We start from the raw sequence: 15,623 nt of genomic DNA on the forward strand, positions 1-15,623 counted from the left end.
AAAAGTTAAAAGTCAAAAGTCAAAAATATTCCTTTTTACTTTTTGAAGCCTTTACCACGACTGACGGAAGGTAGACAAATGCAGTTTTCTATTTGTGCTAGTAAAGTTTCGCGGTCGAGATTTTGACCAATTAGCACAAGCTGGTTTTTGGGTTCACCTTTCCACTCGTCATCATCTAAGGTGAAGCGTTTACCGCAGAGGTGGAAAATGTGGCGTTTGGGACTTTCATCAAACCACATTACACCCTTAGCACGGAAAATGTTTGTGGGTAGCTGGTTATCCAGGAAATATTGGAACTTTCTGATAGAAAATGGCTTGTCGCTTTGGAAGGATATGGAGGTGAAGCCATCATTTTCTAAGTGGTCGGAATGATGGTGGTGATGATGCTCGTGGTCGTGGTGGTCATGACCGCAGGTTGAGTGGTCGTGGTCGTGGTGGTCATGACCGCAGGTTGAATGGTCGTGGTCGTGGTCGTGGTGGTCATGATCATCATGATCATGCTCATCAACGGTGTCAAAATATTTGTCAGACTCAAATAATCCTACACTGAGAATTAAAGCCAATGGTATTTGCGATCGCTTGGTACGCAAAATTCTCGCACCTTCTTTGACTTCGTTGATTTTTCGCTCTAACTGGGTCAAAGTTGCTTCATCAACCAAATCTGTTTTATTCAACAAAATCACATCACCGTAAGCAATTTGGCTGTAAGCTGCTTGGGAGTTGAATAAATCTAAGCTGTAATTCGCTGCATCTACAACAGTAATAATCGAATCTAGGCGAGTTAAATCTCGCAGTTCTGTGCCTAAAAATGTTAATGCAACTGGTAGCGGATCTGCTAGTCCGGTGGTTTCTACGACTAGATAATCTAGTTTTTCTTCCCGTTCTAATACTTTATAAACGGCATCAACTAAATCATTATTAATTGTGCAGCAGATACAACCGTTACTTAATTCCACCATATTGTTATTATCATCGGTGGCAATAATTAACTCGTTGTCAATGCCAATTTCACCAAACTCATTCACCAACACGGCAGTTTTTAAACCTTGTTGGTTTGTGAGAATATGATTTAGTAAGGTCGTTTTGCCGCTACCAAGAAATCCAGTAATAATTGTGACTGGTAAACCTTGTTTTGGCGCATCCATTGATTGAGATTCAGAATTCACTGCTGATTGCATAACGCGGTTATCAAACAAATCAAAAAAATAAAAAACTTCTCTAAGTTGCGGCTACCCGTTGGGATCGGGTGTAAGGAAATCAGGGTGTCGGGGTGTAGGTGTTTAAAATCATTACATCCTTATACGCCTTATCCAAATTCTTTTCACTCATATTTCTCTAACATTTACAAAGGGTAGCGCAGATAGTCCAGAAAACACTAGCATAGGGATGCTGGATAAACTTTCCAGTTGTTTTACCCTATTATTGCGTATCCCTCTATTGCAGCATTACTCTGTTATGACCCTAACTGTTTACAATACCCTCACCCGTCGTCAAGAACCGTTTAAAACAGTCGAACCAGGCAAGGTTAAGATGTATTACTGCGGCGTGACGGTCTATGACTACTGTCATTTGGGTCATGCTAGAGCTTGCATTGTTTGGGATGTTGTGCGCCGCTATCTCCAGTTTATCGGTTATGAAGTGCGCTATGTGCAGAATTTTACTGATGTTGATGACAAAATTCTCAATCGCGCCCGACAAGAACATTCATCAATGGAAGTTGTAGCGGAACGGTTCATCAAAGCTTATTTTGAAGATATGGCACGCTTAGGAATTAAAGAAGCTGATGAATATCCCCGCGCGACACATACAATGAACGGGATTCAGCGATTAATTCATGAATTAGAAAATAAAGGCTTTGCTTACCCTTCTGATGGTGATGTTTACTATGCTGTGCGCCAGTTTGGTGAGTATGGTAAGCTTTCTGGTCGCAAGTTGGAAGATATGCAGGCTGGAGCCAGCGAGCGCGTTAATATAGAAGACCCAGAATATCAAAAGAAAAAAGACCCCTTTGATTTTGCTTTGTGGAAAGCCGCCAAACCCGGTGAACCTGCGTGGGAATCACCTTGGGGTGCTGGCCGTCCGGGATGGCATATTGAATGCTCGGCGATGGTGCGCGATCGCTTGGGTGAGACAATAGATATTCATGCTGGCGGTGCTGACTTAATTTTCCCCCACCACGAAAACGAAATTGCTCAATCGGAAGCCGTCACAGGTAAGCCTTTAGCAACTTACTGGCTACACAACGGCATGGTCAAGGTGGACGGCGAGAAAATGTCCAAGTCTTTGGGCAACTTTACCACCATCCGCGACTTACTCGATCGCCATGTTGATCCAATGGCAGTACGCTTGTTTGTCCTAATGGCGCAATATCGTAAGCCTATTGATTTTACCGATGATGCGATCGCTGCCGCTACCAACGGTTGGCACACCATCAAAGAAGGTTTACTGTTTGGTCATCAATACGGTAAACAACTAAATTGGGGAGTGGGGAGTGGGGAGTGGGGAGTGGAAAATCCCTCATTACTCCCTGAATTTGTGGAACGTTTCAAAGAAACTGTCAACGATGACTTTAACTTCCCTGGTGGGGTATCGGTGTTGTTTGAATTAGCCAAAGAACTCCGCCGTGAAGGAAATATCCTGGTTCATGAAGGCAAAACTGACACACCCGCCGATGAACTGCAAAAACAATGGCAAACACTCGTTACTTTAGCAGAGGTTTTAGGTTTAACCGCCCAGCCAGAAGCTGAAACTACTGTAAATGATGGTTTAAGTGATGCGGAAATTGAAGATTTAATTCAACAACGCCAAGCCGCGAGGAAAGCGCGGAATTTTGCCGAAGGCGATCGCATTCGCAATGAATTACAAGCCAAAGGTGTTACCTTAATTGATAGTCCTGAAGGTACGCGCTGGCATAGGAGTTAATTTGAGTGCTGAGTGCTGAGTAGGAACTAGTGATCATCGATGCTTAGATTGCTATACCAAGCCAAAAAAGTAGAGACGTTGTATACAACGTCTCTAATGACAATAGTTTTCATGATTAAGGTTTTTAATGGGAAAAACCCTTACACCCAGTCTCAACCAACAATTAATCAGCGCAACGAACTAATTAGATAGTAATCTATCTAGTAATTGTCACACATAATTCAATTCTCAATTCTGACTCCTGAATTCTGTTTGATAAATCAAATATTATTACCATATTTCAGCTTTTGTAAACTTCACATTGCAATTTTTTGAGGAAAAAAACTCAAATACAAAAGCTGTTCTTTTGGTAAACTTTCATCACCAAAAACTTAAGTTCCTGCGTAATGTTATGTTTCCATGACATTACTTAGCAAGCAATTTTCTCTTGAATTTCCCAATTTCTTGATTAATTGCTGGTTTCTGGATTATTGCACTAAATTTAACTTTGAGACTGTGTGGTCAGAACAGTCTTGAAAAAGCTGGTCAGGTCTGATAGTTTACATCGATTAGGGTAAAAGTTACAGGATATAAATTAGTATCAAATACAACCAATTTTGTTAAAAAACATAAAATTTCTCTGGCTGGCGAGAAAAGCAGAGTATATTACATAACTTGCCTAATATCTGGTTAGTTGATAGCTAATATAGAAGAAAAAACATTCATAAAAAAACGCAATTGTCAATTACAAAGTCAGGAAATTTACCTTTCAATTATTATGTGGTCTGAATTAAAAAAAGCGATCGCTAGTTTTCATATTCCGGCTGATTGGATTGGGATCAGAGCCGTCAGAGAAACAGCTGCAAACCGTTATGTCCGGGATGGTATACCCCAAGCTAACGGTAAATCTACCACCGAGGGAGCCATGATCGAAGTTTTGGTGAATGGCTGTCTGGGTTATGCGGCTACCAACTCATTAGAGCTAGAATCTTTAGAATCGGCGGCGCAAATCGCCTATAAACAAGCACTCGCCGCTAGTAAATGGTGGATATATCCGTTTAAAGAAACCGAACGTCCCAAGGTTGTTGGTGAATACAATTCGCCACTGTTGGAACCCTTAGACACGCTGAGTCCCGGAGAAATTAATGATTTATTGGTGCGGATGTGCCGGACGCTAAAAGTACACGACAAAATTGTGCAAACCACAGCCAGCATTAGCACAAGCGAGCGAGAAAGCTGGTTTGTCAGCAGCAATGGTTCAGAAGTATATCAAAAGTTTATCTCCTTGGGAACCCATTATGGTGCGATCGCTCAAGACGGCGCAATTGTCCAACAGCGTACAAACAACGGTTGGCAGGCACACTGTTATCAAGGTGGATGGGAAGTTTTAAGACAGGAACATTTATGGCAACGGGTACAGCAAGTAGGAGAACAAGCCCTAGAACTGTTAACCGCCGAAGAATGTCCCAATACCTGCACCAACTTGGTTTTAGCCCCAGACCAAATGATGCTGCAAATTCATGAAAGTGTCGGACATCCCCTAGAAATCGACCGAATTTTAGGCGATGAGCGCAACTATGCTGGCGGTAGCTTTGTCTCCACCCAAGATTTTGGTCAGCTAGTCTACGGTTCGCCATTAATGAACATTACCTTTGACCCCACAGTGCCGGGTGAGTATGCCAGCTATGGTTTTGATGATACTGGCGCAGTCGCCACAAGGGAATTTTTGATTAAAGAAGGCGTATTACAAAGGGGTTTAGGCAGTTTAGAAAGTCAAGCGAGAGCCGGAGTTCCTGGGGTGGCTTGCGCCCGTGCTTGTTCCTGGAATCGACCAGCAATTGACCGCATGGCAAACTTAAACCTAGAACCAGGAAACGCCACCTTTCCAGAAATCATCAGCGACATAGAACATGGCGTTTACATGGAATCAAATCGTTCTTGGTCAATTGACGATCGCCGTTATAAATTCCAATTTGGCTGCGAATATGCCAAATTAATTGAAAATGGCCAACTCACCAAAACCCTCCGCAACCCCAACTATCGCGCCACAACCCCAGAATTTTGGCACAGCTTAATCAAAATCGGCAATCAAGATAGCTGGCAAATGTACGGCACTCCATACTGTGGTAAAGGCGAACCAAATCAAGCAATTTGGGTAGGACATGGTTCACCCGTTTGTGTATTTGCTAATGTTGAAGTCTTTGGGGGAGGGAGTTGAAGAAAGTGCTGAGTGCTGAGTGCTGAGTTATTTATTATCGCCCTTGCTTCCATCTCATTTTCCTTGTCAAGTGTGTCATACCAATGAAACAAGAATTAACTGCTTTAGAATCTAGCTTTAATCAGTTGTTAGAAACTCTGCTCATCAAAAAATTAGAGCATGAGGAATTTACCCTGAAACTCAGCAGTGAACAAAGTCAATTTACGCGGTTTAATCATGCGAAAGTTAGACAAACTGGCTGTGTAGCTGATGGGTCAATTGAACTAACTTTAATGGCAGAACAACGCAGTAGTTCTAGACAGTTTCCCTTTACCGGAAATTCGGAAAAAGATTGGCAAAAAGCACATCAAGCCTTACAAGAATTACGCGATGAAATAACTATCTTACCAATTGACCCTTATTTAGTTTTGCCTTCAGGCAATAATACAAGTCGGGAAGTTCATCATAGTAATGTATTAGCGCAAGAAGATGTAGTTTCTAGCATCTTAGCAGAAGTCACAGAACTCGATTTTACAGGCATTTATGCGGGTGGAATAGTAATTAAAGCCTATGGTGATTCTAGCGGGCAAAAACATTGGTTTGCGACTGATACTTTCACACTAGATTATTCATTGTTTATCAGTTCGGGTAAAGCTGTTAAAGGTACATTTGCTGGTAATAATTGGGATGTAGCAAGTTACGCCGCAAAAATCAACGAAGCCAAAAAGCAACTTAATTTGCTGTCGCATCCAGCCAAAGAATTACCTAGAGGTCAGTATAAAACTTATTTTGCACCTGCGGCTGTGGCTGATTTATTACAGATGCTATCTTGGGGTGCTGTCAGTGAAGCAGATATCCAACAAGGGAATAGTGCTTTAGCCGCTTTATCTCGTAAAGAAAAACAGTTATCTGCCAAATTTAGCTTAAAAGAAAACTTTCAATTAGGCTTAGTACCGCGTTTTAATGAACTAGGTGAAATGGCAGCACCAGAGTTAGCGATAATTGAAAATGGCTTATTAGTAAATAGCTTAGTTAACTCGCGCACTGCCAAAGAATATCAAAAAACTGCTAATGGTGCTAACAGTTCCGAAACCTTACGCACGCCAGAAATCAGTCCAGGAAATTTAAGATTTGAGCAGATTTTATCTAGCTTAGATACAGGGTTATACGTCTCGAATTTGCATTATTTAAATTGGAGCGATCGCCCCACAGGTAGAATTACAGGTATGACCCGTTACGCTTGTTTTTGGGTGGAAAATGGCGAAATCATTGCACCCATCGAAAATCTCCGCTTTGACGACAGCCTCTATAGGTTTTGGGGAGAAAATTTAGTTGATTTCACTAATTTTCAAGAATTTATTCCCGAAGTTGACACTTATGAAAACCGTAAATTAGGCGGTAGTTTAGTACCTGGGATGTTAGTCAATGATTTTACCTACACTTTGTAGATTAATCATTTGTGAATCTCTCAGCGTTTAGGGCTTATCGCCTTTCTTAGTCTGCTGAGGTACAAATTTATCTGCATCTATCTTCGTCCATCTGCGGTTAATTATTCTTGCTTGTACTTCACTAGAATAAGAAACGCTATATGTATCAACTCTCTCAAACTCTTATAAATTCTTGTCTTCACCTTTATTCACATATTAAACATGACTACTATCGTGGACAAAATTTAGCCCAAAAGCTGTTTAACTGATACTTGAATGTCAGGAAATGCTAATGGCGTAATTGTTCCTTCCGCAATAGTTTCTACTGAAGTATACTGACCGTTTTGGGGATAGCGAAAAACAATTATTTCCTTGGTTGACAAGCTTAAAATCCAATATTCTGGAATATTAGCATCTGCATAAAGTGATGTTTTCAGTTCCAAGTCTTTCTTTAAACTAGTATGAGCGACTTCTATAATAAAAAAAATATCATCCGGTGCAGGATGGCGATCGCTATAGTTAGACTCTGGTAATCGCACAATTGCAATATCCGGTTCAGGTTCTGAGTTAGATAAGGTAATTGGGCCGTTGAAACGGATATCAGCTTGACCTGTCAATAAGTTTTCTAAGTATTTCGCCCCTCTTTTGGCAGTACTATAATGAATTGGTGTTTCTGGACTCATTTCAACAATTTCACCCGCCAGTAACTCCACATGGCGATCGCGCAGAATTCCTGCTTGAATCATACAATGGTAATCATCAACAGACCATTTAGCCAGCGTCTTCATTTCAGAATTTTACTCTGTTGTCATACTTGAGTCTATTGTAGATTTTATCAACAAACATATCCCCGACTTCTTCAATAAATCAGGGATATGAGCCTTTTGATAGCTGGAATCATACAACAAAATTAAATTTTTAAAATCAGCCTTAAACTATGAAATTATTCATTGACAAAATAAATTCAGAAATCGGCACAATTTTAATTGTGACTGATGGTGAAAAACTCTGCGCTTTGGACTTTGCAGATTATGAATCAAGAATGCTGAAGTTGCTGCAAAAGCGTTATGGGAACTTTAATTTTGAATATATCAAAAATCCCCAAGGTATTAGTAATAAAATTCAAGCATATTTTACAGGACAGCGCACCAGTTTAAGTAATATTCCCCTCAACACTGGTGGGACTGTGTTTCAGCAGCAAGTGTGGCTTGCATTGCTAACGATTCCTTGGGGTACAACTATTGCTTATGCGGAGTTAGCCGCAAGAATTGGTAAGCCGACAGCATATCGCGCTGTTGGGATGGCGAATTCACTTAATCCCATTGCCATTGTGCTTCCTTGTCATCGAGTTGTGGGTGCGAATGCTGCACTTACTGGTTATGCAGGAGGTTTAGAACGCAAGCGTTGGTTGCTGCATCATGAAGGCGTGAAATTGATTTAGCGTAACCTAAGATAGATGCGGAGAATCTCTAGTTTATGAGAAATATGACAACACATATAAATCTGACAACAAAATAATTAGGTAAGTATTAGTAGTGGGAAAAAAGCAGTATAAAAATGCCTGGAAACGAGAAATAAACGATATTGTCCGTGGTATTTGTGGAGGTTTTTTATTTGGGATTCCACTAATATATACAATGGAAGTATGGTGGATTGGTTCATTAGCAAAACCAAGATTAATTGCAATAGCGATCGCCTTAATGTTTATTGTAGTTTTTTTACTCAACTATACAGAGGGATTTCGGAAACGCCGAAATACTTGGCGACTGGATGAAGCCGCAATAGATACTGTAGAAGCAATGGCCATTGGATTTGTGTGTGCGGCATTTATGTTGTGGTTATTGCAAGAAATTACCCCAGCAACATCCTTAAAAGAATCATTGGGAAAAGTAGTCTATGAAGGATTACCATTTACTCTCGGTGTAGCTTTAGCTAACCAATTTCTCCAAGAAGGTAATCAAAATAATTCAACATCAGCCACTCATAAAAATAATTTACACGCCACATTCGCTGACTTAGGTGCAACTGTGATTGGTGCAACTGTGATTGCTTTTAACATTGCACCAACCGACGAAGTTCCTATGTTAGCGGCGGCTATTTCTCCGCCTTGGTTATGGGTGTTAATGGCTGCGTCTTTAGTAATTTCCTACGCTATTGTCTTTCAAGCTGGTTTTTCCGACCAAAAAAAACGTAGACAGCAAAAAGGAATTTTTCAACGCCCATTGAGTGAAACTACCATATCTTATTTAGTATCTTTGCTTGCTAGTGGCGCAATGTTATTTTTCTTTCAAAAGCTCACTTTATCAGACACTTGGATGATGTGGCTAGAACATACTTTAGTTTTGGGATTACCTGCGACTATTGGCGGCGCGGCAGGTAGGTTAGCAATATGATGGAAACAGAATCACAATCAGAACGCTCTTTAGCTGAGTGGATCACATTTGGAATAGCTTTATCTATTCTGGGAGTTGTAATTAGTTTAGTGGGGTATATATGGCTGAATGAAAAAAATCAGCCTCCTATTTTGTCAGTAAATCAAAAATCAGCAATTAGAGAAATTGATGGGAAATTTTATGTTCCCTTTGAAATAGTTAATACGGGTGGTGAAACTGCTGAATCCGTGCAGATTATTGCTGAGTTAAAATTTGCTGATCAAGTGGTGGAAACGGGAGAGCAACAAATTGATTTTTTATCTGATGGCGAGAAGGAAGAAGGTGCATTTATTTTTAGCAAAAATCCCAGTCAAGGACAATTAAATGTCCGGGTTGCCAGCTATAAATTACCATAATTTAGGTGTAAGGCTTTAGGAGTCAGAATATTTTAGGAATTACGGATGAAAACGAAAAAGCAACAGTTTAGGAAAGGGTGTAAGGGTATAGGGGTGTATGTATCCAAAACCCTTATATCCCTTCACTCAATTTCTTCATACTAAGTTGCTGTCAGAAATAGTATTTCCTAATCCCCACTGCCTACTCCCTACTCCCACTCAAGATTATTATCTTTGATTTGCAATTTGCGGTGGCGGTAAGATGACTTTTTTCGCTAAACCCAAACTTTTTAAAGCTTTAATACTCCACCAAGTGATGTCAATTTCCCACCACTGGAATCCAGATTTGGCAACATGGGGAAAAGTATGATGGTTGTTGTGCCAGCCTTCGCCATAAGTTAGGATTGATACCCACCACAAGTTACGCGCACCATCATTCGCGTCAAAGGTGCGATAACCCCACAAATGTGATGCAGAATTAACAAACCAAGTGGAGTGCCACAATAATACTGCTCGCACAAACATTCCGTAGATTACGAAAGACCAGCCGCCTAGAGCGTATAAGAATAATCCCAAGGGAATTTGCAACAATAAAAAGTAGCGATCTAGCCAACGATAGAAAGGTTGTCTTTCTAAATCTGGGGCATATTTTTTATAAGTTTCATAGTCAAAAAACTCTGGGCGGGGATACATAATCCATAGTATGTGGCTCCACCAAAATCCTCGCTGGGCAGAGTAGGGATCTAAGTTAATATCTTCTGTATGGGCATGGTGCTGGCGATGTCCACCAATCCAAAAAATTGGCCCGCCTTGAAGTGCTAAGGCTCCGATAATGGCGATCGCATATTCTAACCATTTGGGTACTTGGAAACTCCGATGGCTTAATAGTCGATGATATCCTAAACAGATGCCAATACTCCCGAACAGCCAATGGAGAAACACTAGCAATCCTAGCGCCGACCAAGAAAAAAACCAAGGAGCCAACATAGCTAAGGCGTGAATAGTTGCAAAAAAAGCCACATTCACCCATCTGAGGCGAGGTGAATTTCGTGTCTCAGAAGCAACCGCCAGATATTTTGCAGTCATAAACATTTCCGTTGATGGATCATGAAGTGATTTGCTGGAATTTGGGTAAACTTTCCCAAGAAATTTCCCCCTTCTGTAAACTAGTTCGTTACAGTGAACTTAAGCAAGTATCACTTACATTAGGCATCGTAACAACTATTGGTTTTTTATGCAAGTGCCACTTGCATTATTTCTTATGGCATCTCAATCAATCTCAGCCCGTCAACGTTTGATCCAAGCAGCACTAGAATTATTTACTACACAAGGAGTTAGTAGTACTACTACTCGCCAAATTGCCGAAAAAGCTGGAGTCAATGAAGTGACGTTGTTTCGCCATTTTGGTAATAAACACGGGCTGCTTTTAGCAGTATTAGAAGAATCAGCAGCATTTAAGGATTTGGGAGAGTCTTTAGTCAAACGGGCTACTCCTCCGGGTAACGTTTATCAAGCCCTGAAAGATTATGCAAGTGATAGCTTACATACATTAGAAAGAGTCCCAGAGTTTGTGCGGTCAGTGGTGGGTGAAGCAGACCAATTTCCTGCTGAAAATCGCCGTGCTTTGGGGAGAGGATTAACAGAAGCTAACCGCTATGTAGCGCAGTATTTAGCTACTGTCATCCAACAGGGAGACATAAACACCTATCTGCCGGCAGAAAAATTAGCCAGCTTGCTGAATGGCATGATTTTAGGGTATGCGGTGATTGAATTCACAAGCGAATTTCATGAATTATGGGAAGATCGAAATGATTTTTTAGAGAATTTAGTGGAGTTGTTTTTACATGGAGCGATGTCTACTGTTCCCCAATTAACAAAAGAAGCGGTAATTATCAAAGAAGTGGCTGATTTGCCTGCGATTTTAGTGCATAAAATTCTGCAAAACTCCAGAAAATCGGGAATACAAGATTATGCTTTAGCATACCTGTTATTTGGTGCTGGTTTATCTGCTGCTGAGATAATTTACTTGCAGCGATCGCACCAAATTTCCGATACTCAAGGACTAATACTGCAAATCACCACCCCAACCTTACCCCGCCAAGTTCCTGTGAACCAGTGGATTTTGGGTAAACACTACGGTTCCTATACCAACAATCCTTTAATTAAATGGCTGAAAAGTCGCAAAGATCATCATCCAGCAATCTTTATTGACAATGTAGGTAATTCTCTTTCTGAGTCAGAATTACTGCAACGTTGGGAGATTTGGACTCAAGGATTGTTAACACCCCAAGGTAAACCACCAGAAATTGCTCAAGCACAACAAACATGGTGTGTAGAAATGTTAATGCGAGGTGTGAGTTTAGATGATTTGACTATTTTAACAGGCTGCGATCGCTCTCAATTACAGCCTTACGCCCGCCGCGCTAAAGAAAAAGCAGCCTTAGAAGCAGCAATTCGTTTAGATCATAAGCCAGCATAATGAAAGTGCTGAGTGCTGAGTGCTGAGTAAAAAGACTAGTACAAATTCATGAATCAGAAAATCAGCAAAATCTTCCAGCAGTCGGGGGTCATTCCTTATAGAGTGCAGAACGGCACCATTGAAATATTACTAATTACAACCCGCGATCGCAATAACTGGGTAATTCCCAAGGGCGGAATTGCCAAAGGTATGAGTCCGCCTGCTTCCGCCGCCAAAGAAGCTTGGGAAGAAGCCGGGATCATTGGACAAGTAGATGTCAACGCCGTAGGTAGTTACAGATACCGCAAACGCGGCAAAATCTACCGAGTGCAGATGTATTTATTGTTAGTTGAAATGCTGAGTGAAGATTATCCCGAAGCTGGGCAGAGACAGCGAGAATGGTTAGATGTGAACATCGCCATTCAAATGGTGAAACAAAATTCCCTCAAAAAAATTTTGCATCAATTTCTCCAATTTCAATCCAACTCTTGTCTAGCATTTGTCAACACACAAACTTCAGCCTAAAGGCAAGACATAAAGCAATGATTCCATCAAGGTAAAATTCCGAATTTATCTGTGAAATCAATCCAAAATCCAAAATCTAAAATCTAAAATTGTCCGACGCTTTTTTGATACGATAAAAATTCTGACTCGTTACACAACGATTGAAATATGAGCAAAGGCACCCTGTTTGATAAAGTTTGGGACTTACACACCGTTGGTACACTTCCTTCAGGGCTGACACAACTATTTATCGGCCTGCATCTAATTCATGAAGTCACTAGTCCCCAAGCCTTTGCGATGTTGCGCGAACGAGGTCTGGAGGTACTGTTTCCCCAGCGCACAGTAGCGACAGTAGATCACATCGTACCTACAGATAATCAGGCGCGTCCTTTTGCTGACAGTGTGGCAGAAGCAATGATTCAAGCCTTAGAACAGAACTGTCAAGAAAATAATTTAACTTTTTATAATATTGGTTCCGGCAATCAAGGTATAGTCCATGTGATTGCCCCAGAGTTAGGATTAACCCAGCCAGGAATGACGATCGCTTGTGGAGATAGCCACACATCAAGTCATGGTGCTTTCGGTGCGATCGCTTTTGGGATTGGGACAAGTCAAGTCCGCGATGTTCTCGCCTCCCAAACCCTAGCCCTCGCTAAACTCAAAGTCCGCAAAATAGAAGTGAACGGCACTCTCAACCCCGGTGTCTACGCCAAAGATGTAATTTTACATATTATCCGTACCCTGGGCGTGAAAGGTGGTGTTGGTTACGCTTATGAATTTGCCGGGACTACCTTTGCAGCCATGAACATGGAAGAACGGATGACCGTCTGTAATATGGCTATTGAAGGTGGGGCGAGATGCGGTTACGTCAATCCCGATCAAGTCACCTACGATTATCTCCAAGATAGAGACTTTGCCCCCAAAGGTGCAGACTGGGATCAAGCAGTAACTTGGTGGGAATCCATCAAGAGTGATGCTGATGCCGAATATGATGATGTTGTGGTGTTCGATGCAGCCGAGATTTCACCGACAGTTACTTGGGGAATCACCCCCGGTCAAGGAATCGGCATTAATCAATTCATCCCCAAACCCGAAGAACTGGCGGAAGAAGACCGTTTTATTGCCGAAGAAGCTTACCGTTACATGGATTTATTACCCGGTCAAGCAATCAAAGGCACAAAAATTGATGTCTGCTTTATTGGTAGCTGCACCAACGGTAGACTCAGCGATTTGCGAGAAGCGGCCAAAATTGCCCAAGGTCGTCGCGTGGCTGAAGGAGTCAAAGCCTTTGTTGTCCCAGGTTCCGAACGAGTCAAGCAAGCCGCCGAAGCCGAAGGGTTAGACAAAATCTTTGCCGCCGCAGGTTTTGAATGGCGGGAACCAGGATGTTCGATGTGTCTGGCGATGAACCCCGACAAACTCCAAGGTAGACAAATCAGTGCTTCTTCTTCTAACCGCAACTTTAAAGGTAGGCAAGGTTCTGCTTCTGGGCGCACATTACTGATGAGTCCGGCGATGGTGGCGACTGCGGCTATTAAGGGCGAAGTTGCTGACGTACGGGACTTGCTGTAGGAGAAGGCAGAAGGCAGGAGGTAAAATGTTCATACTTCGCGTTTACCTCTGCGTTTACAAACCAAATCTTTTTTATCTCGCGCAAAGGCGCAAAGGCGCAAAGAAAATTATGGGAAGTGAAATTAAACAAGTATCTGGGCAGGCTGTACCTTTAGTTGGTAATGACATTGATACAGACCGGATTATTCCTGCTCGTTTTTTAAAGGCGATTACCTTTGATGGTTTGGGTGAAAATGCGTTTATTGATGACCGCACCGCTTTAAAGGGTGAACATCCCTTTGACCAGCCCCAGTATCAAGGCGCAAATGTGTTGATTGTGAATCGTAACTTTGGCTGTGGTTCATCGCGGGAACATGCGCCACAAGCGATCGCTAAATGGGGTATTAAAGTTTTAATTGGTGAAAGTTTTGCCGAAATTTTCTTGGGTAATTGTGTGGCGATTGGTGTACCTTGTGTAACTGCGGATGGGTCAACAGTCAAACAATTACAAGAACTAGTCACAGCAAATCCCCAAGCAACGGTAACGGTAAATCTAGAAACTTTACAAGTGCAGATTGGTGACTTTACAGCCCCAGTTTTCATCGGTGAAGGTTCTAGAAATATGTTCGTTTCTGGTAGTTGGGATGCTTGTGGTCAGTTAGTTGCTAACGCTGATAAAATTCGCTCTACTGCTGCGAAATTGCCTTATGTCGGTTGGGGTAAGTTGGCTGTATAACAGAAGAGATAAGGGAGACAAGGAAGAAATAGTATTCCTACTCCCCACCTCACAACCGTCTTGGTTTATGACTTTAGTCACCTTATAATCACGACTTTTTTCACATCCGAATTTCTGCGGAGTTTTCTAAACTGAAGATGAAAGTTCATCAGCAATCTTATTGAGGAGTCAAAAATAATTTATACCTAAATAGCTGGTATAAATACTTCACTCATGGGTGTAATTTACAAATTCTTCAATCAGGCTGTAGATAACTCAACAAAAAGAAACTTCAGGAGATATCAAGATGATGATGAAACGTATTCTTGCTGGAGCTTTACTAGCTTTACCACTTTCAATATTTGCTGTCGAAAACCAAGCATCAGCAGCACCGGTGATTATCAAACGTGATAACTACCGAACTGTTGTTGTACGTAAACCTGCTGCACGTAAACCTGTTGTTGTCCGCAAAGTTGTTCGCCAGCGATGGGTTCCAGCACACTGGGAAAGAACACCACGCGGTCGGCGTTGGGTGACTGGCCGCTACGAAAGATATTAATTCAGGACTTACGCAAAATCATGAAAAAACGAACCACAAAGGGCGCAAAGGACACGAAGTGAAGAGGATTTAAGAGGGTTCTTGCGTAAGTCCTATAATTAATTGTTTGTGATTACAGCTGTAATAAAGTTGGATAATAGCAAATATAAACTGGGTGCAAATACCATAATTAGATAGAACAATAAGCAATTGCTGAAATAGTTGGTTTTTAAAGATTTAGACTAACAAATCCTGGGGATATGTTGGTCTAATTTCTTGCATATATTAATCCAAAAAATAAATTATCTAATTTGTTTACCTAAGCAGAGTACTATCCCCTTTGTCCCCCTTGTCCCTAAATAATGGAATGTTTTTAATTGAAAATCACTTGCTAGTAGTGGGTAGGATGTGGTAATTAGTCTTGTGGGACTGAAAAAACTCGCTATCTGACAACCAAACACCTGACTCATTTTATGGCTCGATGGATATTACCAGTGTCAGGACTTAAAAATAGATAGAGCGATCGCTTAACTGAGACTTGATACCAAAAATTCACAATCCACTA

General features: G+C 41.4%; 14 protein-coding genes. 11 read left to right on the top strand and 3 right to left on the bottom strand.

Annotated features, from left to right (window positions below):
* Positions 1-35 precede the first annotated feature (35 nt).
* A complete protein-coding gene (locus H6G28_RS28840; RefSeq protein ID WP_190676083.1) occupies positions 36-1,178 on the bottom strand; it encodes a CobW family GTP-binding protein in 1,143 nt (380 codons plus the stop codon).
* Between the two features lie 277 nt (positions 1,179-1,455).
* Between H6G28_RS28840 and cysS the strand changes: the two genes are divergently transcribed.
* From cysS to H6G28_RS28855, 3 genes are all read left to right on the top strand, one after another.
* Positions 1,456-2,922: a cysteine--tRNA ligase gene (cysS, locus tag H6G28_RS28845; RefSeq protein ID WP_190676085.1), complete on the top strand. Its 1,467-nt coding sequence runs from the start codon at positions 1,456-1,458 to the stop codon at positions 2,920-2,922.
* Positions 2,923-3,679: 757 nt separating this feature from the next.
* Positions 3,680-5,119: a TldD/PmbA family protein gene (locus tag H6G28_RS28850; protein ID WP_190592803.1), complete on the top strand. Its 1,440-nt coding sequence runs from the start codon at positions 3,680-3,682 to the stop codon at positions 5,117-5,119.
* Between the two features lie 83 nt (positions 5,120-5,202).
* Positions 5,203-6,546, top strand: a complete 1,344-nt coding sequence (locus H6G28_RS28855; protein ID WP_190592804.1) for a TldD/PmbA family protein — start codon at positions 5,203-5,205, stop codon at positions 6,544-6,546.
* A 224-nt stretch (positions 6,547-6,770) separates the two neighbouring features.
* Here H6G28_RS28855 and H6G28_RS28860 read toward each other — a convergent pair whose 3' ends face one another.
* Complete coding sequence (locus H6G28_RS28860; RefSeq protein ID WP_190592805.1) at positions 6,771-7,313, bottom strand: Uma2 family endonuclease; 543 nt, start codon at positions 7,311-7,313, stop codon at positions 6,771-6,773.
* Positions 7,314-7,462: 149 nt separating this feature from the next.
* On the opposite strand from H6G28_RS28860, the gene H6G28_RS28865 reads away from it, so the two are divergent.
* From H6G28_RS28865 to H6G28_RS28875, 3 genes are all read left to right on the top strand, one after another.
* Positions 7,463-7,966 (top strand): methylated-DNA--[protein]-cysteine S-methyltransferase, encoded by a 504-nt coding sequence (locus H6G28_RS28865; RefSeq protein ID WP_190676087.1) that lies wholly within the window; start codon positions 7,463-7,465, stop codon positions 7,964-7,966.
* A gap of 94 nt (positions 7,967-8,060) precedes the next feature.
* Positions 8,061-8,918, top strand: coding sequence for a TIGR02587 family membrane protein (locus tag H6G28_RS28870; protein WP_190676089.1), 858 nt, complete (start codon positions 8,061-8,063; stop codon positions 8,916-8,918).
* Entirely contained in the window at positions 8,915-9,313 is a 399-nt protein-coding gene (locus tag H6G28_RS28875; protein ID WP_190676091.1) for a TIGR02588 family protein, read from the top strand. The genes H6G28_RS28870 and H6G28_RS28875 overlap by 4 nt, the downstream gene beginning before the upstream one ends.
* Before the next feature lie 207 nt (positions 9,314-9,520).
* On the opposite strand, the gene H6G28_RS28880 is transcribed toward H6G28_RS28875, so the two are convergent.
* A complete protein-coding gene (locus tag H6G28_RS28880; protein ID WP_190592809.1) occupies positions 9,521-10,378 on the bottom strand; it encodes an acyl-CoA desaturase in 858 nt (285 codons plus the stop codon).
* 175 nt (positions 10,379-10,553) lie between these two features.
* Here H6G28_RS28880 and H6G28_RS28885 point away from each other — a divergent pair, with 175 nt between their 5' ends.
* From H6G28_RS28885 to H6G28_RS28905, 5 genes are all read left to right on the top strand, one after another.
* The gene (locus H6G28_RS28885) at positions 10,554-11,771 is read left to right on the top strand and encodes a TetR/AcrR family transcriptional regulator (RefSeq protein ID WP_190592810.1); all 1,218 of its coding nucleotides are present in this window, start codon (positions 10,554-10,556) and stop codon (positions 11,769-11,771) included.
* A 48-nt stretch (positions 11,772-11,819) separates the two neighbouring features.
* Positions 11,820-12,275, top strand: coding sequence for an NUDIX hydrolase (locus H6G28_RS28890; protein WP_190592811.1), 456 nt, complete (start codon positions 11,820-11,822; stop codon positions 12,273-12,275).
* Positions 12,276-12,422: 147 nt separating this feature from the next.
* On the top strand, positions 12,423-13,826 hold the full coding sequence (leuC, locus tag H6G28_RS28895) for a 3-isopropylmalate dehydratase large subunit (protein ID WP_190676093.1): 1,404 nt from the start codon (positions 12,423-12,425) through the stop codon (positions 13,824-13,826).
* Positions 13,827-13,935: 109 nt separating this feature from the next.
* Positions 13,936-14,541 (top strand): 3-isopropylmalate dehydratase small subunit, encoded by a 606-nt coding sequence (gene leuD / locus H6G28_RS28900; RefSeq protein WP_190676129.1) that lies wholly within the window; start codon positions 13,936-13,938, stop codon positions 14,539-14,541.
* A gap of 286 nt (positions 14,542-14,827) precedes the next feature.
* Entirely contained in the window at positions 14,828-15,079 is a 252-nt protein-coding gene (locus tag H6G28_RS28905; RefSeq protein WP_242048449.1) for a hypothetical protein, read from the top strand.
* The last annotated feature ends 544 nt before the right edge of the window (positions 15,080-15,623 follow it).

Origin of the sequence: Nostoc sp. FACHB-190 (assembly GCF_014696905.1) — a bacterium.
GTDB lineage: Bacteria > Cyanobacteriota > Cyanobacteriia > Cyanobacteriales > Nostocaceae > Nostoc_B.